Genomic DNA, 26,089 nt, shown 5'->3' with positions numbered 1-26,089 from the left:
ATAATGAAAACTGTAAAAATTGTAGGTGTTCCTGAACACTTCAATCTGCCATGGCATTTATGCATTGAAAATGGCGAATTTGAAGCAGAAAATATCGATTTGCAATGGAAAAATGTTCCTGAAGGTACCGGAAAAATGTGTCAGATGCTGCGTGACGGTGAGGCTGATATGGCCGTTATTTTGACAGAAGGAATTGTAAAAGATATTACGGCAGGAAATCCGAGTAAAATTGTTCAGATTTATGTGCAGTCGCCTTTAATTTGGGGAATTCACGTTGCAGCAAAATCAGATTTCCAAACTGTAAAAGATTTAGAAAACAAAAAAGTTGCGATTTCAAGAATTGGATCAGGTTCACAGTTAATGGCTTATGTAAATGCAAATGAGCAAGGCTGGAACAGCGATAAGCTGCAATTTGAAATTATAAATACGATTGACGGCGCTGTCGAAGCGTTGACAAACGAAACTGCAGATTATTTTATGTGGGAACGTTTTATGACAAAACCGCTGGTTGATCAGGGAATTTTCAGACGTGTTGGCGACTGCCCTACTCCATGGCCTTCGTTTGTGATAACAGTTCGCGATGAATTCTTAAAAAAGAATCCAAAAGTGATTGAAAAAGTATTGGAAATTATAAACAAAACAACGCATGATTTTGCGCAGATTCCTGATATTGATAAGACTTTGGCCGAGTTATTTAATCAAAAAGTTGAAGATATTCAGGAATGGCTGAAACTAACACAATGGTCACAAAAACATTTAAGTGAAAAAGCATTTATCAAAATTCAAAATCAATTATTTGATCTGGGAATTATTGATAAAAAAAGTACTTTTGTTGAAACGGTGAAAGCGCTGTAAAACTGCTTTTGATTCTTATGATAAATTTTCCCAAAATTGACCTTCCGCAGTTAAAATCCAAATTACAGGTGAAATCGCCTTGGGATAGGATTATTATTTCTGTGTTGAGTCTTTTCATTACAATTCCAATATTTATCATTCTGCATCAAAACCTGATCGATTTAGAATGGGCTTTCAATCTGGATCGTGTTTTTATATTCATTTTTGTTTTTGCTGCCGTTTTCTTTCTGTTAATGTATCTGCGTACCATAATAATTTTATGCGTTGCGGTATATTTATTGATTTTATTTTACGGATCGGTTATTGGAAATTATGGTTTCAGCGAGATTTCTGAAGATTATAATTCGATGATTTATACTATGTCAGATAATCCGTATCCGCAGGATATAATTGTGGCAAAACTGCTTCCGTTTCCCAATAAGTCAAAAATTATAAGTGCCATTGAATATCAAAATCCGAAAGTTCGAAATTTTGCTATTATGGCCACTACAAAGCATTTTAAAGGAATTAAAGGCTATTCTGATTACAGAACTATTATTCAGTGTTTTGCTGTTTTTAAAGAAATAAACGGCCGCTGGAATTATGTCAACGACCCCAAAGAAGGTGATTATATCGCTACTGCCAGCGAGTCATTAGAATATTTTTCTGGAGACTGCGACGATCATTCTATTTTAATGGCAGCGGCAATTCGTTCTATTGGCGGAACTCCAAGACTTATTCATACAAAGGGCCATATTTATCCCGAAATATTAATAGGCTCTATGATTGATCTGGAAAAGGTCAATTATTTAATTAAAAATGTTCTTTTTCAAAGAGAAAGTTATGGTAAAAAACTGCATTACCATATCGATGAACGCGGTCAGGTCTGGATGAATCTGGATTATACAGCAACTTATCCAGGAGGACCGTTTATGTACGAAGAAATTCTGGGAGCTTTAACTTTAAATTGATTTTTAAAGTTCTCAAAACCTCATGTTTTATATAAAATATTAGAAATCAGATAACTCAAACTTACTTTCTGTGACTATAACGTTATAGATAATAATTTTTTTTGTACCTTTTCATTTCTAATCTTTAATCGCAAAATCATGAAAAATTCTAAATTATTTATCTTCACACTTGCATTGGCTGCAGTATTAATGATTTCATGTTCTAAGAGAAATACATTGGTAAACTCTTGGAAAATAACAGCGGTAGAACCGAAAACCCCTATTTCGGATTCTTTAAAAACTGTAATTTTAACGGATGGAACTTTAACATTTACAAAAGATGGGCATGTTACCGGATTTCTAACACGAGAAATAACAAACGGTACTTATGCATTGACAAAAGGGGGAAAAAGTTTAGTAATTAAAGATGAAGTTGGAACCCCATACCCTTGTGAAAGTACAATTACAAGTGATGAATTGATTTTGGACAGTAAAGAAATGAAAATTACGCTCAAAAAAATATAAGCTTTGCTATCCTGATATAACCATTAAAGCATAAAAAACTCCTTAAATGAATAATTTAAGGAGTTTTTTTATTGCTATGAATTTTTTAAAATTTTAAAAACATATTCTTTATAACTGGCACCAATTGGAATTTCAATATTTCCAATTTCGACATCATAAGGGGTAAATGCTGTGATGTTTTTTAGATTAATAATAAAAGAGCGATGAATTCTTAAAAAGTTTTTATCCTGCAATTCTATTTCAATATCACTGATTTTATATTTGGCATTTAATTTTACACCTTCTTTTTGATGTACAATAATATAATCTTTGACACTTTCGATATATAAAATCGTATCGACGTTTACTTTATTGAATTTTGGTCCGTTTTTGATGTAAATATAATCTTCCTGCAAAGGTGTAATTATTTTGCTGTTTACAGGGCCGCTGATTCTTAAATAGCGATCTGCGGCTTTAAAAAATCGATCGAAAGTAACCGGTTTTAAAAGATAATCTACAATATCAAGTTCATAACTTTCTAAGGCATATTCACGATAAGCAGTAGTAAAAATAACGGCTGGTGGATTCTTTAATGTTTTTAAAAAATCAATTCCTGTAATCTGCGGCATTTTGATATCTAAAAACATCAAATCTACAGCGGTTGTGCGCAATACATCGGCGGCTTTTAAAGCGTTTGGACAAGTCCCCACAACTTCAAAATAATCTAATTTACTGATATGATTCTGCAATAAGCTGATTGCTAAAGGCTCGTCGTCGACTAATAAACACTTTATTTTCATTTTAAGCTAAATTATATTCGGTTGCTAAATTAATCTGCAGATAAGCCGTAAAATCTTTGTCTGTTTTTGTCACATCAAAAGTATAATGTTCCGGATAAATTTTATCAAGCTGCTGGATAATATTATTTAATCCAATTTTTCCATTTCCAGATTCGCTGTTACTTTTGTTTATGGAGTTTACAATTTTAAATTCAAAATGATCATTTTGTAATTTTAAATCAATTTGAATGTTTGGGGAACTTCCAGTGTCCTCTCCTGCTCCATGTTTAAAAGCGTTTTCGACCAAAGAAAGCAAAATTAAAGGCGCAATAGCTTTATTATGATCTATGGAATGATTAAATACTACGCTTAAATTTTCGTCATATCTCAATTTTTCGAGCGTAATATAATTTTCAAGTAATGAGATTTCCTGAGAAATTGGAACATAAGTCGCACTGCATCGGTATAAAATACAATCTAATATCTCAGATAAAACAGCAATTGATTTTGAGGTTATTGGAGAATTTACAACAGATAGCGAATAAATATTATTAAGCGTATTAAACAAAAAATGAGGGTTTAATTGTGCTTTCAGGATTTTTAATTCGGTTTCTGCTTTTTGTTTTTCAAGGAGTAAAGACCTTTTCTGAATGATATACTGATCTTTTATCAATTTTATAAAAATAAAAAATATAGATAATGAAAGTATATGTAAAAAATAAGCTCCAAATAAAGTAGGCAAATCAGTCAGGATTTCGGCAATTGATTCCTGATTGAAAGGTGGCTTACGGGTAAGAGTTTCCAAGCCGTATACCATTGCAATTCTGGCAATAGCAGAGATTACATAACTTCCCAGAATAAATTCTCCCCAAACCCAATTATGCTTTTGTGTTATCATTAAGCGGGGTAAAATTCTATAGGATAAAAAATAAGCCCCAATGATAGAAAACAACTCGTAATATAATGTGTATGCTATATCAACCCATAATTCTTCTGGTTCAGAGGAAGTGTTTTTGCTAAAGAACATAATAAAAATGAATACCCAAAAAATGATATGGGTACTTATTCTGTGAATTTTAGAGAAGTTTATAATTTTTTCAAATGGTGTCATGTTTTTTTTAAGTTGCTGAGTTGCTAAGGTTCTGAGATACTAAGATTTTTTCTAAAGCTCTATTATTTTGTTCTAAAAAACTTAGAATCTCAGTATCTCAGAACCTTAGCAGGTTTAAGTAAAATCAAAGTTAGCATTTATTTAGAAAGACAAAATAGTTGTCGATGAACATATAAAAAAAAGATACGAACATATAAAAATTGGCTATAAACACGATTTATGACTTCTATTTGATTGTTTATACGCAATAATCGCCCTTATATCACGCGTGAAAATTTTGAGTGAAATTAAAAAGGAGTTTTGCTTAAAATTCTAAACCTAATCAAAAAATGAAACAGTTCGCATTATTAATCGTATTACTTTTCGGATTCACATCTGGAGCACAAACATCACAATTTTCTATTAAAGGAAAAATAGTAGATTCTAAAACCAAACAGACATTACCTTATGTAACGCTTTTGTTATCATCTGCTGAAACTAAAAAAGAAGCCGTTACAGACGCTGACGGAAATTACATTTTAAAAAGCAGTCCGGGAAATTATCAGCTAAAAGCTGTGTACATGTCATATAAATCTTTTACTATTGAAAATATTCAATTGAATAAAGATATTGTCATGAAAGACATTCTTTTAGAAGAAAGCATAAATCAATTAGACGAAGTAAAAGTTATTGCCGAAAAATCAGCTGTAGAAATGAAAATTGATAAAAAAGTTTTCAATGTTGGTAAAGATATTCTATCCAGCGGCGGATCTGCAAATGATATCTTAAATAATGTTCCTTCGGTAAATGTTGATATTGCAGGAGTTGTGAGCCTTAGAGGAAACAACAGCGTTACGGTATTAATAAACGGAAAACCTTCTATGCTGACGGCAAATAATGGTTTATCGCAAATATCTGCCGCTAATATTGAAAAAGTAGAAGTTATTACCAATCCTTCTTCGGCATATGAAGCACAGGGCGGAGCGGGAATAATTAATATTATCATGAAAAAGAATAGTATGAAAGGTTTTAACGGTTCGCTTCAGGCCGGAATTGGAAATCCTGCAAGACATAACTTAAATGCCAATGTGAGTTATAAAACAGAAAAAGTGAACCTTTTTGGTAATTTGGGTTATCGTTATTTGGATATTTTTGGTTACAACAAACAATTTCAGACTAATACAGATAACGGTACAACGACGATTTTAAATCAGTACGATGATATGAAACGAAGCATTAGCGTCTACAATATGTATGTTGGCGGAGATTATTATATCAATGCTAAAAATACTTTAACAGGAAGTTATTATCGCAGTAAAAACAATAATAACAACAAAATGCATTACAATTACAATTATGCTGACGCAAATAATGTTACGGATAGTATTATTTCGAGATCTGAAAAGTATAAAGAGCCTCAAATTTATAATGCATTAGAATTAAACTATGTAAAAACGTTTGACAGAAAGGATAAAAAATGGACGACAAGTTTACAATATGATTTTTGGAATGATGATGAAAACCAATACATTACACAGCAGAAAACATTTCCTTTTAATGCATCGGTTTCTAATTTGTATTCAAGAGATATTGAAAGCAGTAATGACATTTTTATAAAATCAGATTTTGTAGATCCAATTTCTGAAAACTCAAAAATTGAAATGGGAATTAGAAGCGACCTGCGTGCGTTAAGAAGTGATTATCATACAATTATGGATAATGTACTGCAGGAACAATTTACTAATAAATTAAAATACGATGAGAATTTATACAGTGCTTATTTTCAGTTTTCAAGCAAATATAAAAAGTTCAATTACCAGTTAGGTCTGCGTTCTGAACTATCTGATATAAAAATTGCCGATACAAAAAATACGTTTAATAACGCTAAAAATTACATTAACCTTTTCCCTACGCTGCATTTTGTATATAATTTAACCGAAAAAACAGATTTACAATTGAGCTACAGTAAACGAATAAACAGACCAAGATTCTGGCAGTTAAATCCGTTTTCGGGCGTATCAGACTTAAGAAATTTAACTGTAGGAAATCCTGATTTGAACCCTATGTTTACCAATTCTTTTGAGTTTACATTATTGACAAAACCGGGAAAATTCAGCATTAATCCATCTGTTTATTACAAGCATACTACAAACTATTTTGAATATATAGTAAAACGCACTGATGAAAATTATTTTGTAAGCACACCTGTAAACCTTGATACTGAAGACCGTTATGGCGCAGAAGTTTCAACAACTTATAATCCAACAAAATGGCTTAGACTGGCTTTAGATTTTAATTATTACAAATTTAAACAGCAAGGTACTTTTGAAAACATAAATTATAATGCCGAAGATCAAACCTGGCTTTCCAATTTTAGATCTGTAGTTAAGTTTCCTAAAATTATTTCGGGAGAATTCAGTTTCAGATACCGAGGAAAAAATCAAGGCGTTCAATCGCTTACAGAAGCGCAGTATACTGCTAATTTAGGTTTGAGCAAGGATTTTCTTGGAGATAAAATGTCTGTAACTTTAAACGTAAATAATTTATTTAATTCGCAGATTACAACAGAAAAAATTACAACTCAATATTACTATTTAGAATCTGAAGCGAGATCGCAAGGCCGCTATATTAATTTGAATGTTATTTATCGTTTTAACAGAAGTAAAAATGATGCTGACAGACTGCCTGATGGAATGTAAAAATTTAAAATTTCAATTTTTTAAAATCCAAATTCCAAATGTTGTTTTAAATAAAAAAGCCGTTTTAATTTACTAAAATGGCTTTTTGTTTTTATTCCCTTAGAATTTTTTCCATTTTTCTTCCTTTTGCCAATTCATCTACTAATTTATCCATATAGCGAATCTTTTGCATTAGCGGGTCTTCGATATCTTCAATTCGGTAACCGCATATTACGCCTGTAATTTTAGATGCATTTGGATTCAGGTTTGGTGCTTCTGCAAAAAAGGTCTGCAAATCTGCTTTCTTTTCGATTTGATCTCTGAATTGTTTATCATTATAACCTGTAAGCCACAGTATGACAGTATCTACTTCTTCTGCCGTGCGTCCCTTCTTCTCTACTTTTTCCTTGTATAATCGGTAAATACTCGCAAATGAATATTGAAATACTTTAGCATTATTATTCATGTTTTCTTCTTTTTTAATGAATTTTAAAATTATAAAAATTTTAAATTCTATTGGTTAAAATTATTAAAATGAATATGCGTCTTTTCAACGGATTAAAATCCGTTGCTACAATATGAATCATTCTTCCGGAACTTCTATCCTTCTAAAAAAAAAGCCATAGGCTCGATTATATTGTAAGGCTGGATTTCAATCTAGTTTAACGCATGATGAAAAAAAATCATAAAAAATATTGTGCAGTCAAATGACTTCATTATATTTGCAGTCAAATAACTGCATAATGGAAATACGTAGAGATGTTTTTCAGGCAATTGCCGATCCAACGCGAAGAGCAATTTTAAATTTGGTGGCCATACAAGCGATGACGCCGGGAACTATAGCCGAAAATTTTGATTCGTCAAGACAGACGATTTCAAAACACATTAAAATACTAACAGAATGTGAACTGCTTGACCAAAAACAAAACGGACGCGAGATTTATTACTATATAAATCCAAAAAAAATAAAAGAAGTAGCTGATTTTATTGAGCCTTTCCGCCAAATGTGGGATGATCGTTTTAATAAATTAGAAAGTATAATGAAAAACTATAAACCCAAAAAAGATTAATTTATGGAACGCAAAACAAAAATTAATGCAGAAAACGGCCAGCAGGAAATTGTAATTACAAGAGAATTTGATCTCCCGGTTGATTTACTTTTTAAAGCTTATGCAGAACCTGAAATTGTAGAACAATGGATGGGAACAAAAGTGGTAAAACTAGAAAATAAACAACATGGCGGCTGGCAGTTTGAAACCAAAGATCCCAGTGGAAATGTTGTATTTAGTGCCAATGGCGTAATTCATGATTTTGTTCCTAATGAAAGGATTACCAGAACTTTTGAAATGGATAATGCTAATTTTGCCCCTCAATTGGAGTTTTTTGAGTTTGAGAAACTTACAGATGATACAAGCAGACTTACGATGCAAATTATCTACAAATCGGTAGAACACAGAGATCAACAATTGAAACTGCCTTTTGCACAAGGTATGAATTTCGCACACAATCGCTTACAGGAAATAGTAAACAAACTTAAATAAATCGTTATGAGCAAAAGAAACAAAATTATTTATTGGATTGCCACAATTTGGCTGGCATTAGGAATGACTTCAACCGGAATTGTGCAACTAATAAAAATGAAAGAAGAAGCCGATATGATGGCACATTTAGGTTATCCGCTTTACTTTCTAACTATTCTGGGTGTTTGGAAAATCTTAGGTGTGATCGCTATTTTAATTCCTAAGTTTCCTTTATTAAAAGAATGGGCTTATGCAGGATTCTTTTTTGCCATGAGTGGTGCTATTTTCTCTCATTTTGCCGTAGGAGATTCTGGTATAGCTTATTTTGGACCAACCTTATTATTGGTTTTAACAGTTACATCATGGTATTTTAGACCTGTAGACAGAAAAGCTGTTGTTTAGTCTCAGTATTAGTCGCAGTCTCAGTTTTCAGTTTTTTAGGGCTGAAAACTGAGACTGTAAACTATCTAATAAACTTGATTAAAAAAGTCTAGTAAAAGCTGCAGGTTATTTTCATCGTGCATGGCTTCTGTTTGCTGCAATGTGATTTCGGTAATTTCAGAAGCTCTGGTGCACATTCTTTTTTCGAAGAAACCAACCGCATCTTCCATCTTCACAAACAAATTAGAAGTTAACACTTCATACAATTCTAAAGCATCTGCCAAAGCCTGATTTGCTCCTTCTCCGGCATATGGCGGCATTCGATGAGCAGCATCGCCAATCATAGTAAGATTTGATAACGGTTTCCATTGCTGATCTAAAGGAAAATGATACATCGGACGTGGAATTATTAAAATTTCATTGGTTTCGAAAATTTCCTGCCATTCCTTTTTCCATTCTGAAAACTCTTTTTTAAACCATTCTGCAACAGATTTTTTATCTTTAAAATTAATTCCAGAATTTGTTATCCAGTCTTCTGTAGTTTTTATTCCAATTAAAACAGAAAGTGTACCATCTGCTTTTGTACTGCATAAAAATGTTTTTCCTTGTTCTAATGCAAAAAGTTTTCCATCGTTTACAAGCTTCCAAAGGTTTGCCGTATTGTTTTCTGCTTTATAAATATTAATTTCAACTGCTGTAACACCCGAAAACATAGGCTGAATGTCTGTAATATATTTTCTTACACGCGAATTTGCTCCGTCAGAAGCAATTACAAAATCGGCATAAGCGGTTTTTCCGTTTTCAAAAGAAATTTCCCAGCCAGTTCCAGAAGGCTTCATTTGGGTGAATTTAGAATTCCAAACCACATTTTCTTCTTTAAGCGAAGCAATTAGTAAATCACGCAAAGGCCCGCGGTCTATTTCGGGACGAAAATGCTCATTCCCGAAATCTTCTTCAGGTTTTTCGCCATGATCATCAAGCACTACATTCATATTTTTATCGACAATTCGCATTTTATCTGCTCCAGGGCGATAGTATTTTTTAAATTTCTCCATTAGTCCGGCTTCCTGTATCGCTTTTAAACCTGTATCTTCATGTAAATCAAGTGTAGAACCCTGCTGACGAACGTATCGGTTTTCGTCTCTTTCATACACTTTTACCTCTACACTTTTTTCTTGTAATAATCGGGCAAGAGTTAACCCGCCTGGTCCGCCGCCAATAATCGCAACTTTTTTATTATTTAGTAACATAATTATATCGTTTTTAATTTGTTTAAAATTTTCATTACAAAATTATCTGTATCTTTATAGATAAAATATCCGCTTATGACATTAAAATAGTCGTAAATGAAAATTGAAGTTATTGATAAAGACGGCTCCGGAATCTTGCAGAAATTTGCTGATGCGATTGGAGCTCGTGTACGCGGACGTTTTATTGATATTCCTAAGAATTTAGGTGAAGGTTACATGACTGGTTTTACATGGGGAAATGACTTGCGAATGATGATCAGGAATTATTATTTAAAGGAAGAAATTGTTCTTGAACGTAAAAATGAAATTCCCGAAGGACAAGAAAATGTGATTTTTTTTCTTAGCAGTATTTTTGATTCTTCTAACCAAAAACAGGGAGCAATAATTGCAGAACAGCCTAATGTTTTTATTGCAATGCAATCTGTTTCATCTGTAATGGCGATGCCGCAAAATACATTTTTTAGAAGTGTAACCATTTCTGCATCAAGAGATTATTTACAGGAGAGATTTGGAGAATTAAAACATCCAATAGTTTCAAGTATACTTTTATCTAAAGATACTTTTGCATACGAAATTGGAATTTCTCCCGCTATGATTACAGCAGCAAGCGAAATGCTGCATCAATCCGTTCCCGAAAGTTTAGAGAATCATTACCATAAATTGAAATGCGAAGAACTGCTCTGTCATATTTTTGCTCTGTTATTAGCGCGTGAAGAAACACCAGCGAGCGGCATTCATATAAAAGATATTAAAGCAATTTATGCCATAAAATATCATTTACAATCTAATTTAGACAAAGCGCCAGAGATTAATTCACTGGCAAAAGAAGCCGGAATGAGTGAACCCAAACTTCGAAAATTGTTTAAACAGACTTTTGGAAAAGGTGTTTTTGAATATTATCAATTTATGAGAATACAAGAGGCCGCCAGGCTTTTAAAAGAAAAACATTTATCAGTTTCAGAAGTTGGTTATCAGTTAGGATTTACCAATCTGAGCCATTTTTCAAGGGTTTTTGAACAGCAAATTGGGTTGAAACCTAAGAAATATTCTGTATTATAATTTGAATATCTAATTTACAATAACATTATTATTTAATAAATGAGCCTATTGATTCAGTCAGCTTTACCGGATAATTCCATTTCGCATTTTGTCCACAGCTTTTGGATGCTGGAAAACAATACGGGAAATGATATCCCGTCAACTATTTTACCAAACGGAATGGTTGATTTAGCGGTTATGAACTTAAATTCTGATCGCTGGGAAAAAACGATTCGAGGTTTAGATACAATTCCGAGTCAGATTACTATTCCTATTGGAGCAAAAATGTTTTCTATTGGTTTTAAATTGCTGGCTGTTGAATATTTATTTGGAGATTCGATCAAAGATGTTTTAAATGACGGGAAAATTATTTCAGACAAAGTCTGGCAATTTGAAGCTAATGATTTGAGTGCTTTTGAGAACTTTTGCAGTAAAGCAACCCAAATAATAAAGAGTATTATAACAGCAGATATTGATAACCGAAAAAAGAAATTATTTGAGCTTATTTATTCTTCAAAAGGCTCTATAACGGTAAAGGAACTATCTGAAAATGTGTTTTGGAGCAGTCGCCAGATTAATCGTTACTTTAATCAGCAATTCGGGATTTCGTTAAAAGCTTACTGCAATATTCTGCGCTTTGGTTCTTCGTTTAAACCTATTAGCGAAGGCATACTTTTTCCGGAACAAAACTTTACAGATCAAAATCATTTTATAAAAGAAATCAGGAAATACTCCGGCGTTACACCAAAAGAATTAAGTAAAAACAAAGACAATCGTTTTATGGATATTGTTGCAATTAAAAAACTGAATAACAAAAACGGCTGATTTTTACTATTTCATCTCACAACGCTTTTTCAATTTTGTAGCCTAATTAAACAATAAAAATTATGTTACTTACAAATAAAAAAACAGTCATTATTGGTGCAGGCCCGGTTGGTTTAACTATGGCAAGATTACTTCAGCAAAACGGAATTGATGTTACGGTTTACGAAAGAGACAAAGATCCCAAAGCAAGAATTTGGGGCGGAACGCTCGACTTACATAAAGGTTCGGGTCAGGATACAATGCAGAAAGCGGGATTGCTTGAAATGTATTATGAAAAAGCAATCCCAATGGGGAGAACTGTTGCAGATTATTCTGGAAAAATATTGTTTACCAAAGAAACTTCTGAAAAAGAACAATACGACAATCCTGAAATAAACCGAAATGATTTAAGAACCTTATTAATCGACAGTTTAAAAGAAAATACAGTTGTTTGGGACAGTAAACTGACTGAAATTGAAGAACAAAACGGAAAATGGCTTTTGTATTTTGAAAATGGGAAAACGGCGGATGCTGATTTTGTTATTGGAGCAAATGGCGGTATGACTTCTATTAGAAAATATATTACAGATGCCGAAGTTGAACTTACAGGAACGTATATGATTCAGGGCGAAGTAGCTCAATCAAAAGCCAAATCTCTTAAATTTTATGAATTATGCGACGATAAAATTTTAATGGTTTCTTGCAATGGTAATTTATTGGTGGCCAATCCTAAAAACAACAATGCTTTAAGTTATAATGTAATTTTTAAAATGCCTGAAACATTGGAAATTGATTTTCAAAATACAGAAAATGTTGCAGCATTTCTTTCAAATAAGCTTTCCGATTGGGATGAATCTTATAAAGAATTATTTCGTGCAACTTCTCTCTTTACCGGACTGCCTACTAAAAAGGTTTCTGTAGAAAAAACTTGGAAAAATAATCGTCCCCTGCCTATTACGCTTATTGGCGATGCTGCGCATTTAATGCCTCCTTTTGCCGGACAAGGCGCTAATATTGGACTTTTTGATGCTTTAATTTTATCTGAAAATCTATTAAATGGAGAATTTCAAACCATTGAAAATGCTATAAGTAATTACGAAGAAAGGATGTTTATTTATGCAAAAGAAGCGCAGCAGGAAACCAGAGAAAATGAAATAGAAATGCTTAAAAGCGATTTTTCATTTCTAAAATTTGTTAACTGAAATTTTATCCTTTGTGATGAAAATAATTTTATCTTAGTCAAAGAAAACTAACCTTTAAAACTAAGAATATGTCAGACTCACAAAATCAACCAGACGATACAACTCCAAAAGTTACCGGAATTGGCGGTATTTTCTTTTTTCTTGAAAACCCAAAAGAAACTAAAGATTGGTATGCTAAAAATTTAGGATTAGAAATCAATGATTGGGGTTCGGCAAGTTTTGAATCCAGAAATCTTGATAAACCAGAACAGATAGAATCAACGCAATGGTGTCCTTTTAAAAAGGGTGATGAATATTTTTCGCCATCAAAAAAAGATTTTATGGTAAATTACCGTGTTCAAAATATTGAAGGTCTTGTAGAAAAACTCAAAGCAAATGGCGTAACCGTTCTTGATGATATTGAAACCTATGATTATGGCAAATTTGTGCACATTATGGATACAGAAGGCAATAAAATTGAGCTTTGGGAACCGGTTTATTAGTATTTGGGTATAAACAAACTTTTTAAGCCTAATCAATATTTAAATAAAAATGACCAAACCGCATACCGAAAATAGCATTTCAAAAGACAAAAATATACTTCTTGTTTTACAAGATAAAATCGATACATCATCAGAATTGGGATATTTGGTCTCTAATTTCTGCGGAAAAGTTATTACTGACTTTTCAGAGATTAAAACTTCTTTAAATAATAAAACAATTTATACTTTCGGTGACATTAGTCAGCTTAAAGATGTAAAGGAGACTTACTTTGTAATTAAGGATTTTTCTACTAATTATGAAAATATAACTAGTGCAGATATTCATATTGTAGAATTGGGACAAGTTCCTATTCTGGTGAGCAATGCCGGGGTTTATTTTAGGGAAATGTTTATTGGGAATGGTTATTTTGATAAAATAAAATCGGAGCATTTGTTTCAAAATTTAACAGAGTCCAACAAAGGATCTAAAGCATTAAGAACCGGGATTTATTTAAGTGAGATTTTAAAAGAAAAAACTGCGGATAAAGAAATGCTGCATTTCAATCTTTTAAGATGTTCCAGTAATTTTACTGGACCAACAGATAATTTTAGAGAAACCGATCATACAGTAATGAAAGCTTTAAATGATGCTGTTAAACAGACTTTTGAAGAAGAAACGAGGGTAAATCATGTATTGGTTCAGATTTATGAAAATAAAATAAAATCGGATGAAAATTCTAAGGAAGTAAAATCAAAAATAAAAGCACATTCTGATAAAACCAAAGATATGCCAAAAGAAGGAATTATTGCTTTTTGTACTTTCTATGATAATACCAACTTTGATAAACTTAGGCCTTCTAAAAAGGATAGATATGACTGGTGTTACAAGGAAACAAGCGGATTGACAAAGCTTCATTTTAAGTTAAAAAATACAGTTACGGATGCTTCTTTAGAAAAAGAATTCAGCGTTACTTTATATCCAAATTCAGCATTTATAATCCCACTTTCAACAAATAGATTGTATACGCATGAAATTAGGCCTTCGTCATTAAACGTTGACCAAATCCCAATTAGAATGGGATATGTTGCCCGATGTTCTAATTTGGAAGCGGTTTACACGGAAAATCAAACTTATATTAAAGAAAACGGCGGGTTAATTAAACTGGAAGAAATGACGGAAGAAACAATGAGTGCTTTGCGAGATTCTTATTATGAAGAAAATATGACTGTAAACAATATTGAATACGGAAAAGTTCATTTTAGCATGAATGCTGGTGATTATGAAAAGCCAATATATTAATTTCCGAAAATGAAAGACTTTCAAAAGATTACCCTTCCATTCGAAAATAATTTATTTGATGAATTGCTGCATTCTGCCGATTTTGAAATTACTGGAAAAGGCAGACTCGGAAATCATTTAGTTGATGTAAAAGATAAAGGTGTTCCTATTGTGAGAACAACTACGATTTATAATATTCCTGCTAACCAATTTTCTGCTTTGCATCAGTCAATAATAGTGAGTTTAAACGCTGAAATTGAAAAGAATAATATAGATGATTTGCCTAAAGTTGATTTTAATAATGCACTAATTGAAGTGTATGATTCAAGTTATGCTACAATGAAATACCATTCAGATCAGGCTTTGGATCTGGAAGAAGGCTCTTATATTGGGCTTTTCAGCTGTTATCAAAATCCGGAAGAACTGTCTGAAAAAAACTTAAGAAAGCTTAAAGTAAAAGATAAAACTACAGATGAAGAATTTGATATTATTTTAAATCATAATTCGGTTGTTTTATTTCCATTGTCAGCAAACACTGCCTTTCTTCATAAAATTATATTAGAATCTGTGCCGAAACAAAAAACACCTGAATCGAATAAATGGCTAGGTATTACCTTTAGAAAATCAAAAACTTTTATTCAGTTTGAAGATAATAAGCCTAGATTTTCTAGCGGAGAATTATTAGAATTGGCAGATGAAGATCAAAAAACGGAATTTTACAAATTAAGAGGACTGGAAAATTTTACTATGGATTTTACCTATCCGGAAATATCATATACACTTAGTATTAGTGATACCATGCTGCCGAAATAATATGTTAGATTACTCAAAACACCACAGATTTTATGAGAAAAACAATAGTTAAGATTATTAGCAACGGATTTTTATATGGAGTGTATGCTTTTTTGCTTTGCTTTTGTTTAGGAATTATCATTGCTCATTTACCACTAGGATTATTTCTGGAAATTTCTATACCTATAGCACTTTGTTCCATGATTTTAAATGGAGCTATCTATACAAGATTTACAAAACCAGTAAAAGTTCTCGAAAAGATTAAAATAAATAAAGAAGATTTTGAAAATGTCATCATAGAAGCACCAGCAAATCATTTAATTGATGGCGATATTGTTTCGGGAAAACTATGCTTAACAGACAAAAGATTACTATTTAAAAGTCGTGAGCAAGAAGAATTTACTTGGGACAAATCTGAATTGCATACTATGGTTTTCTATAGATCTTTTAAAAATAAAGGCGGAGAGTTTACTCTAAAAGATAAGGCAGATCGAAGATTAATGTTTGAAGTTGACCAGCTTAAGTCTTGGAAAACAGTATTACTTGATAACTAAAAAAATAATAAAAATGGCAAATCAATTTGAAGAAGTTATCGGAAAAGCATATTCTGCATTCAATGAAAGAAACATCGACAACGCATTGTCAACAATGCAAGAAGATGTAAAGTGGTCAAAAGCATGGGAAGGCGGTTACATAAGCGGGCACGATGAAATCAAGCAATATTGGACAAGACAATGGACGGAGATAAATCCAAAAGTTGAGCCGGTTGGTTTTATCGAAAGAGATAACGGAAGCCTGGAAGTTAAAGTGCACCAAAATGTAAAAGATTTACAAGGTAATTTAATGTTCGACGGATTGGTAAAACATATTTATACTTTTCAGGACGGACTTATAAAAACTATGGATATTGAACTGGTTGAGAATTAATAGTATAATAAAAGCTCCATTAAAAATTATGGAGCTTTTTATTTATTAAGTTTTTTAAAGTGAATTCTCTAATTTAAATTTTCCTTTTTTCATAATACTATAAACGCTGCTTGTGTAGGTAACTCCAGCTGTATTTTTTATCGTAAAATAGATCTTAAAATCCGAAGTCTTAAATCCGGGGTCAGAATAACTTGTATCTGGAACAGCCATAAAGTAACCAGTAGCTCCCCACCCTATTGCATATGGCGCACCGTTTGTATTAACTTTACTATACCACCAAATAATGCTGTCTAAATCTGCATTGGGTAAATTACCAGTGTAATTCCAGGTTATCATAGTAACGCCAGAAGATAAGTAATTAGGACCGTCTGCTGTAATTTTAGGAGGCGGAGGTAAATGACAGGTATACATTGATGAAATCATTTCTAAATCACCAGCTGATAATGCAGTTCTTTGACCTATAAAAGTAGATCCATCTAATTTTGTCATAGTTGGGAAACCATTAGACGAAAAAGCGTAAGAACCATATAGCATTATGGAATCAAAATCAAGCTGTCCGATTTGATAACCATTAAGTCCCAATTCACTATATGTTCTAAACTGATCTTCATATCCGGGTGTGACATTAGCGTAATTTATATTAATAGAGTTACTTCTATCGGTTCTTTGCTGTTCATGAAAGAAACCTAAAGCATGTCCTATTTCATGTATTGTATTACCAGTTGAACAAGCAGTTCCTAATCCAATAACTTGTCGTCCGCCAATCATTCCTAAGTTAGAGTAGCATCCGTCTGCCGGTATAAACTCTATATAATTGGCTTGTGTTGTTCTCACAACAAAATCAATTGGGTATCTTGTTTTCCAGTGTTCAATTGCATCTATAACTCGCTGTTGATTAGTTAAGGATGGATTTATAGTGTAATAAACTGTACAAAATGCCCATCTTTTTGATAATTCTGACAAACCTGTTTTTCCTGTTTTTGAAGGTTCTTTTGTCCATAAAGAAATTTGTTCCGGTGTCAAGAGTATATCTCCGGATAAAATAAATTCATCCTGCTTTTTTTCTAAAGTAATATTCTTTCCTGAACTAGATTTTAAGGTAATTAGCTCTCCGGTACTATTAGGAAAAGCTAATTCGTTATTATTTTTTTCATTAGTTTTGGTTTGAGGATTTTCTTTGGGAGTATTTTCATCGGCACAACCTTGAAAGAGTGCTAACATCAAAATCATCAATGAAAAATGCATTAACTTATTGTAAAACATGTTTTTAATTTTTAAATTTTTATTCATTGTTTTATGTATTAGTTTAGCCTTACTTTGTTTTTGGAGTGTTCAGGTCAAATTTTTCTCCTTGATTATTGTTTAGATGGCATAATCAAATATATTAAAAATATATTAAAAAATGAGTTTTTTCTGTATTATTATAAAAATATATTAAAAATAAACTTACTTAAATGTTATTTAATAGGTTTTGCAATAAGTTAAACAGAGCAAAGAGAAGGCATATATTCGCGCGAATTTTTTGAGGAATACAGGACGTCTGAAGAAAAGCGAGATAAAAACCTTGAGTAAAAGAAAATAGAATAAAAAAAGCAAACCTCCTAAATCATTTTGATTTAGGAGGTTTTAATTTATAACATAACTTTTGATTACATTCCCGGCCAATATAAAAAATTGTATTTATGACCATCCGGATCTGCAAAACCAAAAGTGTAACCTTTTTCAAAATTTTCCGGTTCGGAGAAAATTGTTCCACCTGCTTTTTTTACTTTTTCAAGCCAAAGGTCTACCTCTTCTCTACTGTCTGCAGATAATGAAAAGATAATCTCATTATTGATTCTGGTATCGGTTAATTTGCCTTTTAAAGCATTTTCAAATCTTTTTGCTGTAAAGAAATTAATTATAAAGTTATTTTCAGCAAAAATGAAACTTACCAGTTCTTCTGTTTCTTTTCCGTTTTGTTTGAAGCCTAACGCGGTATAAAAATCAATTGTTTTTTGTAAATCATTCGAAACCAGGTTTCCCCATATCATTCTAGTTTTCATAAGCTTGTTTTTTTGTGAATAGATAGTAAGAAATAAAGTTAAGAAATTAATTTCTTGTTTTGAGTTCTTTCTTTTATGATGGACTATGAGGGACAACAGTAGAATGATTATTTTGACTTTTTTGATAACTTAAAATAAGGTGTTCTGAAAGTTAGAATCCCATTCGTCAATCATTACATCTTCTTCTTAGTATTTTCAATCAGCATTTTTTTTGGTTGCAAATTATAATATGCAACGCATTTAAGGTAAATTTTGCAAGTAAAATTATTCCAAGTTTCTATCTTTAATGGAGGATCAATTTTACGACTCTTTTCTAATTTCACGCAACAGAAATCATATAATGTTACATCAAAATTTTTATAAAATAGATAATAATTGTCTAGCTCAAATTATAATTTTTCCATTGGCCTTCATTTTTGTTAGCATGTGAAGTAATTCTGTATGAGCTAATAAAGTAGTACTTAAAAGTAAATTACATTTTTATACTAACACTAAATACTATAACTATATGTTACAAATGAACCTAGAAAAGACAATAAAGAATTGCGGAATTATTTTTGCAATAAGAATTATTTTTGCTTTGGGGACAATTGTTCCTCAACATATTAGTGCCCAAACCACTAAGAAACCAAACATTTTAATAATCTTTGGTGATGATATTGGACAATCGAATATTAGTGCGTATACACATGGTTTAGTTGGATATGAAACTCCCAATATTGATCGTCTTGCCAAAGAAGGAATAATGTTTAACGACTATTATGCAGAAAATAGTTGTACTGCAGGGCGATCTACACTTATTACAGGACAGAGCTGTTATCGTACCGGACTCTCCAAAGTAGGTATGCCGGGTGCTCCAATCGGCCTGCAGGCCCGTGATATTACCATTGCACAGGCACTAAAGCCTTTGGGATATGCCACAGGGCAATTTGGAAAAAACCATTTAGGAGATTTGAATAAATACCTGCCAACTGTACATGGTTTTGATGAATTCTTTGGAAACCTTTATCACTTAAATGCAGAAGAAGAGCCGGAAGATCCGAGTTATCCTTATCAGGATTCAGCATTTGTAAAATCATACATGGTCAGAGGCGTGCTAAAATGCAAAGCGACAGATAAGGATGATCCGACAGTTGATCCACGTTTTGGAAGGGTGGGAAAACAAACCATTGAAGATTCGGGGCCTCTTACTAAAAAAAGAATGGAAACCATCGATGATGAGACTTTTGCTGCGGCAATAGATTTTATTAAAAGACAAAATGCCGACGGGAAACCGTTTTTTTGCTGGATGAATGCAACGCGTATGCATGCTTTTACACATGTCCGCGAATCACTCCGTGGTAAAAGCGGTATGCCCGACAACGAATATGCAGACGGTATGCTGGAGCATGATAGCGATGTAGGTTTAATATTGAAGGCCCTGGATGATCTGGGTATTACAGAGAATACAATAGTAATTTATACAACCGATAATGGTCCAAACATGTTTAGCTGGCCAGATGCAGCAATGTCTCCATTCAGAAGTGAAAAAGATTCTAACTGGGAAGGTGCTTTCCGTGTGCCTGCTTTTGTACGATGGCCAGGCCATATTCCAGCCGGTAAAATATGCAACGAAATTGTATCAGGGTTGGATTGGTTTCCAACAGTACTGGCTGCTGCGGGGGAGCCAAATATAAAAGAGAAACTTTTGACCAGTTATAAATCACAAGGAACCAACTTCAAAGTGCATCTGGATGGTTTCAACCAAATGCCTTATCTTACCGGACAACAACCAAAATCACCAAGAACTGAATTCTACTATTTTAATGATGATGCAGAACTTGTATCGATGAGAATGAACGACTGGAAAATAGTTTTTCAGGAACAAAGAACTCAGGGTGGTTTTGGTATTTGGGCAAATCCGTTTACCCCGCTTCGCGTTCCTAAATTATTCAACCTGCGTCAGGATCCTTACGAAAGAGCCGATATTACTTCTTTTGTGTATGAAAAATGGTGGGGAACAAAAATGTATATTGTAGCGGAAGGCATTCAAAAAGGAGCCGTATTTTTGGAATCGTTCGTTACTTATCCTCCAAGCCAAGACCCGGCAAGTTTCTCGATTAATGCTATAAGTGAAAGAGTAAAAGATCAAATAAAAATGATTCATTCACAGCAAAATGCAATGAGAAAATAATCTTTAATATATTTTTAATTTGATTAAGAAGTCATATAAAATAATTGGAAACTTAAGTAAATGTTGAGTAAATATGTAGATGTAATTATTTATCTGATAAAAATGAGATTTAAGCTTTTCTTTTTGATTAAACAGAAATTGAAAGTGAATTAAACCTATAAAGAATTGTACAGATAAACATGAAGTTTAAAAAGCTATGAATAAATAAAACCACTGGAGTACAGTGGCTTTATTTTTTTTATGTGGGCGATGAGGGGTTCGAACCCCCGACCCCCTCGGTGTAAACGAGGTGCTCTGAACCAGCTGAGCTAATCGCCCTATTTTATTAGGATGCCATCATTTCGTGATTGCGAGTGCAAATATACAGCTAGAATTTGTATTTGCAAGTATATTTCAAAAAAAATCAAATATTTTTTTCACGTTTTTATTTAGCAACCTATTTTTCAGCTTCTTAAAAAACAAATAAAATTCCCGGTTTTCTTATAATTTAGTTAAAAAACGAAATCGGGATCTCTAATTCTTAATATTGCTTTGTAATCTTTTGCTATAGTTATACATTTGCATACCTAAAAACAGTATATTCTAATGGCTAGATATAAAGAAAACGATTTACCAAAATCAAAAATTACAGCTACTTCTCTTAATAAAGCAAAAACAATATTTACATACGCAGGAAACCACAAATGGAAATTTTTCATCGGATTAATATTTCTGCTTTTAACCGGTGCTACTGCCCTCGCCTTTCCTAAATTAATGGGAATGCTTGTCGATTGTGTGAAAAACAAAGATAATGACGAAGCCAATAAAATAGCCTTGGGGTTAATTGTAATTCTGTTTTTACAGTCATTTTTCTCTTTCTTCAGATTATCATTGTTCGTGAATTTTACCGAAAATACACTAGCAAACCTACGTTTGGCTCTGTATACAAATTTGGTAAAACTGCCAATGACATTCTTCTCTCAAAAAAGAGTTGGAGAATTAAACAGCCGTATCAGTGCCGATATTACACAAATTCAGGATACTTTAACCACTACAATTGCTGAATTTTTGCGTCAGTTTATATTAATTATTGGCGGTGTAATTTTATTAGCAACAGAAAGTTTAAAATTGACTTTATTAATGCTTTCAGTTGTACCCTTAGTTGCTATTGCTGCTGTTGTATTTGGAAGATTTATTAGAAAATATTCTAAAAAAGTACAAGATCAGGTTGCAGAAAGCCAGGTAATTGTAGAAGAAACTATGCAGGGAATCAGTATAGTAAAAGCTTTTGCTAACGAATGGTATGAAATTGCACGTTATAAAGGTAAAATAAGCGATGTGGTAAAACTGGCTATTAAAGGCGGTAAATACCGTGGTTATTTTGCCTCATTTATTATTTTCTGTTTATTTGGAGCCATTGTAGCCGTAGTTTGGTTTGGAGTTCGTTTGAGTATTGCGGGAGAAATGAGTGTTGGACAATTAATATCATTTGTATTATATTCTACTTTCGTTGGGGCTTCTTTTGGAGGAATTGCCGAATTATATGCACAAATTCAAAAAGCAATTGGAGCTACAGAACGTGTTTTTGAGTTATTAGATGAAAATCCGGAGAAAATTAACTCCGACTCAAATAAAACTCAGGAAAAAATTAAAGGTAACGTAACTTTCAGTAATGTTGCTTTTAGCTATCCAACACGTAAGGAAATTCAGGTGTTAAAAGATGTAAATTTCTCTGCAGAATTTGGACAGAAAATAGCAATTGTAGGGCCAAGTGGTGCCGGAAAATCTACTATTTCTTCTCTCCTATTACGTTTTTACGATATAACTTCGGGAGAAATTACGGTTGACGGAAAAAATATTTACGATTACGATTTAGAGGCTCTTCGCGGTAATATGAGTATTGTTCCTCAGGATGTAATTCTTTTTGGAGGAACTATCAGAGAAAATATTGCTTACGGAAAACCAGATGCTTCTGATGAAGAAATAATATTAGCGGCAAAACAAGCAAATGCATTCAATTTTGTGAACGGTTTCCCGGAGAAATTCGAAACGCTTGTTGGAGAACGCGGCGTTAAATTATCTGGCGGACAGCGTCAGCGTATTGCAATTGCAAGAGCTTTACTTAAAAACCCAAGTATCTTAATATTAGACGAAGCAACTTCATCTTTAGACAGCGAAAGCGAAAAACTGGTTCAGGAAGCTTTAGAAGTTTTGATGGAAGGAAGAACAAGTATAATCATTGCTCATCGCCTTTCAACGATTAGAAATGCTGATAAAATTTTAGTTCTGGATAACGGAAAAATTTCAGAAGAAGGAACACATCAGGAATTAATAAATCTTGAAAATGGAATTTATAAAAACTTAAGTAATTTACAGTTTAGTAATTCTTAAATAAAATTCAATTTTTAATTTAAAACCTATTTAAACCGGACTAAAGTCCGCCCCAACAATTATGAATCGAGCCAAAGGCTCTTTGATAGTTCCGAAGGAACAAATTATATTGTAGAGCTGGACTTCAGTCCAGTTTATATAAAGGACATTCAAATATTTAAAAATTTATGATAATACAAAAAAAGCTCCAATGAAAATTGGAGCTTTTTTTGTATGTAAACCGAGATTAAAAACTATTATTTTCCTTTTCTACGTTTACGTTCAGCTTTAATCATAGATAATTCACGGCTTGTCTGCCCTGCTACAGAAGTATTTTCTTCAGCACGACGAATTAAGTACGGCATAACATCTTTTACAGGTCCAAACGGAAGATATTTTGCTACATTATAACCGTTTTCAGCTAAGTTGTAACTAATATTATCGCTCATTCCGTATAATTGTCCGAACCAGATTCTTTTATCGTTTTTAGCAATTCCTTTTTCAGCCATCATTTCCATCAACTTGTAAGAACTCAATTCGTTATGAGTACCTGCAAAAATGGCCATTGTTTCTAAATGCTCTAACATATAGTGAACAGCATCATCATAATTAATATCTGTTGCTTCTTTAGAAACACAAATAGGCGAAACATATCCTTTTTCTTCTGCTCTCTTATTTTCTTTTTCCATGTAAGCACCGCGAACCAATTTCATTCCAATAAAGAAACCTTCGTTTTTAGCAATCTCATGAAGTTTTTTCAAATAATCTAAACGATCCCAACGGTACATTTGTAAGGTGTTAAATACAATCGCTTTTTCTTTATTGTATTTACGCATCATATCTGTAACTAATTCGTCAGCAGCATCCTGCATCCAGCTTTCTTCACCATCAATTAATAATGCCACGTCTTTTTTGTGCGCTTCACTGCAAACCTGATCAAAACGATTTACTACTCTGTTCCATTCTTCTTGTTCTGCCGGAGTTAAGGTTTGTTTTTCTCCTAACTTTTCATACAATTCAAAACGCCCTAAACCCGTTGGTTTAAATACTGCAAACGGAATCGCTAAACGTTCTTTTGCAAATTCAATAGTTTTTAACGTCATTTCTAAAGCCGCATCAAACTGAGCTTCTTCTTCTTTTCCTTCAACTGAATAATCTAACACAGATGAAACGCCTTTGGTAAACATTTTATCTACAACAGTTAAACAGTCATCTTCGTTTACTCCTCCGCAAAAATGATCAAAAACAGTGGCACGAATTAATCCTTCAACCGGAAGATGTGCTTTGATTGCAAAATTTGTAACAGCAGTTCCAATACGTACTAAAGGCTCACTATCAATCATTTTAAAAAGAAAATAAGCTCTGTCAAGTTCTGTATCACTTTTAAGTGAAAAAGCAACTTGAGTGTTATCGAATATTTTTTCCATTAAGTTTAGTTTTTATGCAAAGATATAGACTGTTTTGAATATTATTTACTAAATCATGCCATATTTTTTCAAATCAACAATAAAGATTGTTGGAAATATTAAATTATGAAGTAAAGTTTTACCGTCTTGCAGGATTTTCTGCTTATTAATTTAGAATGATTCGTTTTTAAACAAATTAGGCTCAAAGTTTGAATATATTTTAGTTAAAAATGCCTTATTTTGCGGTTTCAATTAACCGAAGAATTATGCAATCTATTCAAGCGAACAATTATCTCGTGCATTTTAACCAGCATGTATACGAAGCTTTAAATAAACATTTAAAAGAAAATAAATACTCAAATATCTTCATTATAGTTGATACTGAGACAAATGAGTATTGCCTGCCAAAACTTTTACCAGTAATTGAAACAGATTTAAATATCGAAATTATCGAATTTGAAGCTGGAGAAGCCAACAAAAATATTGAAACCTGCATTGAAATCTGGCATGTATTGACAGAACTTGGTGCAGATAGAAAATCACTTATAATTAATCTTGGAGGCGGTGTTGTAACAGATTTAGGTGGTTTCGTAGCTTCAACCTTTAAAAGAGGAGTTAATTTTATAAACATACCTACTACTCTATTATCTATGGTAGATGCTTCTGTGGGAGGAAAAACCGGAGTTGATTTAGGAAATCTTAAAAACCAGATTGGTGTTATAAATGTTCCGGAAATGGTTTTGATCGATACAGAATATCTTGAAACTTTACCACAAAGCGAAATGCGTTCCGGACTAGCAGAAATGCTAAAACATGGTTTAATTTATGATGCTGTTTACTGGAAAGAATTTCTTGATCTTGCATCTATAGATTATAATGCATTAGATGAATTAATTTACCGCTCGGTTGAAATTAAAAACGAAATCGTAATTCAGGATCCAACAGAAAAAAATATTCGTAAAGCACTTAACTTCGGACATACTCTTGGTCATGCTATCGAAAGTTACTTCTTAGAAAGTGAATCTAAAAAGACTTTATTACACGGAGAAGCAATTGCCGTGGGAATGATCTTAGAAAGTTATATTTCCCTTCATAAAGATTTAATTACTTCTGCAGAATATTCTGAAATAAAAAAAGCTATAAAGGCTATTTATGAAGATGTAAAATTTGAAGAAAATGACATCGATCCTATTCTGGAATTGCTTATTCATGACAAAAAAAATGAATATGGTTTAATTCAATTTGCGCTAATTGAAGGAATCGGAAAAATAAAAATTAACCAATCCGTTGAAAATAAATTAATTCTAGCTGCGTTTCAAGATTATAAATCTTAAACTTTTTTTAATTAAAAGCATTGCTTTTGGTATATATTATTTTTTACATTTGCCACAATGAAAACAAACAATAAACAAAGACAATTCAGCTCTTACAGAAACCGTCTCAACAGTTCTTTACTTAGAATGTTGAATCGTTTTTATAATAGTAAAAGTCCGTTTTGTTTTGATGTTTTCCAATGCTCAAAAGCAGAACACGAAAAACTGCAAATTATATTTGCTAATATTAGAGTATGAATTTTAAATTTAGAAGAAAATCACTAAATTTAATAATTACTACTTAAAATATTGAA

25 protein-coding genes and 1 tRNA gene are annotated in these 26,089 nt (G+C 32.4%); 18 read left to right on the top strand and 8 right to left on the bottom strand.

Going from position 1 to position 26,089, the window contains the following annotated elements:
• The first annotated feature begins 3 nt into the window (after positions 1-3).
• The 3 genes from ASD98_RS22770 to ASD98_RS22760 all read left to right on the top strand — a co-directional run bounded on the left by ASD98_RS22770 (position 4) and on the right by ASD98_RS22760 (position 2,309).
• Positions 4-855 (top strand): substrate-binding domain-containing protein, encoded by an 852-nt coding sequence (locus ASD98_RS22770; protein WP_056209312.1) that lies wholly within the window; start codon positions 4-6, stop codon positions 853-855.
• Between the two features lie 17 nt (positions 856-872).
• A complete protein-coding gene (locus tag ASD98_RS22765; RefSeq protein ID WP_056209310.1) occupies positions 873-1,805 on the top strand; it encodes a hypothetical protein in 933 nt (310 codons plus the stop codon).
• 138 nt (positions 1,806-1,943) lie between these two features.
• Positions 1,944-2,309, top strand: coding sequence for a hypothetical protein (locus tag ASD98_RS22760; protein ID WP_056209307.1), 366 nt, complete (start codon positions 1,944-1,946; stop codon positions 2,307-2,309).
• A gap of 74 nt (positions 2,310-2,383) precedes the next feature.
• Here the strand turns inward: ASD98_RS22760 and ASD98_RS22755 are convergent, their stop codons facing one another.
• Both ASD98_RS22755 and ASD98_RS22750 read right to left on the bottom strand, forming a co-directional pair.
• Complete coding sequence (locus tag ASD98_RS22755) at positions 2,384-3,088, bottom strand: LytTR family DNA-binding domain-containing protein (protein ID WP_056209304.1); 705 nt, start codon at positions 3,086-3,088, stop codon at positions 2,384-2,386.
• Position 3,089: 1 nt separating this feature from the next.
• Positions 3,090-4,178, bottom strand: a complete 1,089-nt coding sequence (locus ASD98_RS22750) for a sensor histidine kinase (RefSeq protein ID WP_242412155.1) — start codon at positions 4,176-4,178, stop codon at positions 3,090-3,092.
• Positions 4,179-4,507: 329 nt separating this feature from the next.
• On the opposite strand from ASD98_RS22750, the gene ASD98_RS22745 reads away from it, so the two are divergent.
• Entirely contained in the window at positions 4,508-6,856 is a 2,349-nt protein-coding gene (locus tag ASD98_RS22745; protein WP_056209301.1) for an outer membrane beta-barrel family protein, read from the top strand.
• A 91-nt stretch (positions 6,857-6,947) separates the two neighbouring features.
• Here ASD98_RS22745 and ASD98_RS22740 read toward each other — a convergent pair whose 3' ends face one another.
• On the bottom strand, positions 6,948-7,301 hold the full coding sequence (locus tag ASD98_RS22740; protein ID WP_056209298.1) for a DUF2200 domain-containing protein: 354 nt from the start codon (positions 7,299-7,301) through the stop codon (positions 6,948-6,950).
• A 277-nt stretch (positions 7,302-7,578) separates the two neighbouring features.
• Between ASD98_RS22740 and ASD98_RS22735 the strand changes: the two genes are divergently transcribed.
• The 3 genes from ASD98_RS22735 to ASD98_RS22725 are packed head-to-tail and all read left to right on the top strand — an operon-like array spanning position 7,579 to position 8,757.
• Positions 7,579-7,905, top strand: a complete 327-nt coding sequence (locus ASD98_RS22735; protein WP_056209295.1) for a helix-turn-helix transcriptional regulator — start codon at positions 7,579-7,581, stop codon at positions 7,903-7,905.
• Between the two features lie 3 nt (positions 7,906-7,908).
• The gene (locus tag ASD98_RS22730) at positions 7,909-8,376 is read left to right on the top strand and encodes an SRPBCC domain-containing protein (protein ID WP_056209294.1); all 468 of its coding nucleotides are present in this window, start codon (positions 7,909-7,911) and stop codon (positions 8,374-8,376) included.
• 6 nt (positions 8,377-8,382) lie between these two features.
• Positions 8,383-8,757, top strand: a complete 375-nt coding sequence (locus ASD98_RS22725) for a DoxX family protein (protein ID WP_056209291.1) — start codon at positions 8,383-8,385, stop codon at positions 8,755-8,757.
• Positions 8,758-8,822: 65 nt separating this feature from the next.
• On the opposite strand, the gene ASD98_RS22720 is transcribed toward ASD98_RS22725, so the two are convergent.
• Positions 8,823-9,986, bottom strand: coding sequence for an NAD(P)/FAD-dependent oxidoreductase (locus ASD98_RS22720; RefSeq protein WP_056209288.1), 1,164 nt, complete (start codon positions 9,984-9,986; stop codon positions 8,823-8,825).
• Positions 9,987-10,082: 96 nt separating this feature from the next.
• On the opposite strand from ASD98_RS22720, the gene ASD98_RS22715 reads away from it, so the two are divergent.
• The 8 genes from ASD98_RS22715 (at position 10,083) to ASD98_RS22680 (ending at position 16,489) form a co-directional block, all read left to right on the top strand.
• Complete coding sequence (locus ASD98_RS22715) at positions 10,083-11,045, top strand: AraC family transcriptional regulator (protein ID WP_056209283.1); 963 nt, start codon at positions 10,083-10,085, stop codon at positions 11,043-11,045.
• A gap of 39 nt (positions 11,046-11,084) precedes the next feature.
• Positions 11,085-11,849: an AraC family transcriptional regulator gene (locus ASD98_RS22710; RefSeq protein ID WP_056209280.1), complete on the top strand. Its 765-nt coding sequence runs from the start codon at positions 11,085-11,087 to the stop codon at positions 11,847-11,849.
• 62 nt (positions 11,850-11,911) lie between these two features.
• Positions 11,912-13,030 carry an NAD(P)/FAD-dependent oxidoreductase gene (locus ASD98_RS22705; RefSeq protein ID WP_082577922.1) on the top strand — a complete coding sequence of 373 codons (1,119 nt, stop codon included), beginning with the start codon at positions 11,912-11,914 and terminating at the stop codon, positions 13,028-13,030.
• 68 nt (positions 13,031-13,098) lie between these two features.
• Positions 13,099-13,512: a VOC family protein gene (locus tag ASD98_RS22700; protein WP_056209273.1), complete on the top strand. Its 414-nt coding sequence runs from the start codon at positions 13,099-13,101 to the stop codon at positions 13,510-13,512.
• A 49-nt stretch (positions 13,513-13,561) separates the two neighbouring features.
• A complete protein-coding gene (locus tag ASD98_RS22695; protein ID WP_056209270.1) occupies positions 13,562-14,791 on the top strand; it encodes a hypothetical protein in 1,230 nt (409 codons plus the stop codon).
• Positions 14,792-14,800: 9 nt separating this feature from the next.
• On the top strand, positions 14,801-15,583 hold the full coding sequence (locus tag ASD98_RS22690; protein ID WP_056209266.1) for an alpha-ketoglutarate-dependent dioxygenase AlkB: 783 nt from the start codon (positions 14,801-14,803) through the stop codon (positions 15,581-15,583).
• A 32-nt stretch (positions 15,584-15,615) separates the two neighbouring features.
• The gene (locus ASD98_RS22685; RefSeq protein ID WP_056209263.1) at positions 15,616-16,116 is read left to right on the top strand and encodes a hypothetical protein; all 501 of its coding nucleotides are present in this window, start codon (positions 15,616-15,618) and stop codon (positions 16,114-16,116) included.
• A 13-nt stretch (positions 16,117-16,129) separates the two neighbouring features.
• The gene (locus tag ASD98_RS22680; RefSeq protein ID WP_056209832.1) at positions 16,130-16,489 is read left to right on the top strand and encodes a nuclear transport factor 2 family protein; all 360 of its coding nucleotides are present in this window, start codon (positions 16,130-16,132) and stop codon (positions 16,487-16,489) included.
• A gap of 54 nt (positions 16,490-16,543) precedes the next feature.
• Here the strand turns inward: ASD98_RS22680 and ASD98_RS22675 are convergent, their stop codons facing one another.
• The gene (locus tag ASD98_RS22675) at positions 16,544-17,779 is read right to left on the bottom strand and encodes a M12 family metallopeptidase (protein ID WP_082577921.1); all 1,236 of its coding nucleotides are present in this window, start codon (positions 17,777-17,779) and stop codon (positions 16,544-16,546) included.
• Between the two features lie 359 nt (positions 17,780-18,138).
• Positions 18,139-18,534 (bottom strand): VOC family protein, encoded by a 396-nt coding sequence (locus ASD98_RS22670; protein WP_056209258.1) that lies wholly within the window; start codon positions 18,532-18,534, stop codon positions 18,139-18,141.
• A 517-nt stretch (positions 18,535-19,051) separates the two neighbouring features.
• Between ASD98_RS22670 and ASD98_RS22665 the strand changes: the two genes are divergently transcribed.
• On the top strand, positions 19,052-20,707 hold the full coding sequence (locus ASD98_RS22665) for an arylsulfatase (protein ID WP_056209829.1): 1,656 nt from the start codon (positions 19,052-19,054) through the stop codon (positions 20,705-20,707).
• A 243-nt stretch (positions 20,708-20,950) separates the two neighbouring features.
• Here ASD98_RS22665 and ASD98_RS22660 read toward each other — a convergent pair.
• A tRNA-Val gene (locus tag ASD98_RS22660) sits at positions 20,951-21,025 on the bottom strand.
• 267 nt (positions 21,026-21,292) lie between these two features.
• On the opposite strand from ASD98_RS22660, the gene ASD98_RS22655 reads away from it, so the two are divergent.
• A complete protein-coding gene (locus tag ASD98_RS22655; protein ID WP_056209257.1) occupies positions 21,293-23,077 on the top strand; it encodes an ABC transporter ATP-binding protein in 1,785 nt (594 codons plus the stop codon).
• A gap of 236 nt (positions 23,078-23,313) precedes the next feature.
• Here the strand turns inward: ASD98_RS22655 and ASD98_RS22650 are convergent, their stop codons facing one another.
• The gene (locus tag ASD98_RS22650) at positions 23,314-24,483 is read right to left on the bottom strand and encodes a proline dehydrogenase family protein (RefSeq protein WP_056209254.1); all 1,170 of its coding nucleotides are present in this window, start codon (positions 24,481-24,483) and stop codon (positions 23,314-23,316) included.
• A 245-nt stretch (positions 24,484-24,728) separates the two neighbouring features.
• Between ASD98_RS22650 and aroB the strand changes: the two genes are divergently transcribed.
• Complete coding sequence (aroB, locus tag ASD98_RS22645) at positions 24,729-25,796, top strand: 3-dehydroquinate synthase (protein ID WP_056209826.1); 1,068 nt, start codon at positions 24,729-24,731, stop codon at positions 25,794-25,796.
• The last annotated feature ends 293 nt before the right edge of the window (positions 25,797-26,089 follow it).

Source organism: Flavobacterium sp. Root186 (genome assembly GCF_001428525.1).
GTDB lineage: Bacteria > Bacteroidota > Bacteroidia > Flavobacteriales > Flavobacteriaceae > Flavobacterium.
This window is presented reverse-complemented; position numbering and strand designations above follow the sequence as displayed.

Coding starts and splice junctions, on each gene's coding strand:
- ASD98_RS22720 (WP_056209288.1), bottom strand. CDS start 9,986: ATGTTACTAAATAATAAAAAAGTTGCGATTATTGGCGGCGGACCAGGC.
- ASD98_RS22755 (WP_056209304.1), bottom strand. CDS start 3,088: ATGAAAATAAAGTGTTTATTAGTCGACGACGAGCCTTTAGCAATCAGC.
- ASD98_RS22680 (WP_056209832.1), top strand. CDS start 16,130: ATGGCAAATCAATTTGAAGAAGTTATCGGAAAAGCATATTCTGCATTC.
- ASD98_RS22740 (WP_056209298.1), bottom strand. CDS start 7,301: ATGAATAATAATGCTAAAGTATTTCAATATTCATTTGCGAGTATTTAC.
- ASD98_RS22690 (WP_056209266.1), top strand. CDS start 14,801: ATGAAAGACTTTCAAAAGATTACCCTTCCATTCGAAAATAATTTATTT.
- ASD98_RS22770 (WP_056209312.1), top strand. CDS start 4: ATGAAAACTGTAAAAATTGTAGGTGTTCCTGAACACTTCAATCTGCCA.
- ASD98_RS22710 (WP_056209280.1), top strand. CDS start 11,085: ATGAGCCTATTGATTCAGTCAGCTTTACCGGATAATTCCATTTCGCAT.
- ASD98_RS22725 (WP_056209291.1), top strand. CDS start 8,383: ATGAGCAAAAGAAACAAAATTATTTATTGGATTGCCACAATTTGGCTG.
- ASD98_RS22760 (WP_056209307.1), top strand. CDS start 1,944: ATGAAAAATTCTAAATTATTTATCTTCACACTTGCATTGGCTGCAGTA.
- ASD98_RS22765 (WP_056209310.1), top strand. CDS start 873: ATGATAAATTTTCCCAAAATTGACCTTCCGCAGTTAAAATCCAAATTA.
- ASD98_RS22735 (WP_056209295.1), top strand. CDS start 7,579: ATGGAAATACGTAGAGATGTTTTTCAGGCAATTGCCGATCCAACGCGA.
- ASD98_RS22715 (WP_056209283.1), top strand. CDS start 10,083: ATGAAAATTGAAGTTATTGATAAAGACGGCTCCGGAATCTTGCAGAAA.
- ASD98_RS22675 (WP_082577921.1), bottom strand. CDS start 17,779: ATGAATAAAAATTTAAAAATTAAAAACATGTTTTACAATAAGTTAATG.
- ASD98_RS22670 (WP_056209258.1), bottom strand. CDS start 18,534: ATGAAAACTAGAATGATATGGGGAAACCTGGTTTCGAATGATTTACAA.
- ASD98_RS22730 (WP_056209294.1), top strand. CDS start 7,909: ATGGAACGCAAAACAAAAATTAATGCAGAAAACGGCCAGCAGGAAATT.
- ASD98_RS22700 (WP_056209273.1), top strand. CDS start 13,099: ATGTCAGACTCACAAAATCAACCAGACGATACAACTCCAAAAGTTACC.
- ASD98_RS22685 (WP_056209263.1), top strand. CDS start 15,616: ATGAGAAAAACAATAGTTAAGATTATTAGCAACGGATTTTTATATGGA.
- aroB (WP_056209826.1), top strand. CDS start 24,729: ATGCAATCTATTCAAGCGAACAATTATCTCGTGCATTTTAACCAGCAT.
- ASD98_RS22665 (WP_056209829.1), top strand. CDS start 19,052: ATGAACCTAGAAAAGACAATAAAGAATTGCGGAATTATTTTTGCAATA.
- ASD98_RS22745 (WP_056209301.1), top strand. CDS start 4,508: ATGAAACAGTTCGCATTATTAATCGTATTACTTTTCGGATTCACATCT.
- ASD98_RS22650 (WP_056209254.1), bottom strand. CDS start 24,483: ATGGAAAAAATATTCGATAACACTCAAGTTGCTTTTTCACTTAAAAGT.
- ASD98_RS22705 (WP_082577922.1), top strand. CDS start 11,912: ATGTTACTTACAAATAAAAAAACAGTCATTATTGGTGCAGGCCCGGTT.
- ASD98_RS22655 (WP_056209257.1), top strand. CDS start 21,293: ATGGCTAGATATAAAGAAAACGATTTACCAAAATCAAAAATTACAGCT.
- ASD98_RS22750 (WP_242412155.1), bottom strand. CDS start 4,178: ATGACACCATTTGAAAAAATTATAAACTTCTCTAAAATTCACAGAATA.
- ASD98_RS22695 (WP_056209270.1), top strand. CDS start 13,562: ATGACCAAACCGCATACCGAAAATAGCATTTCAAAAGACAAAAATATA.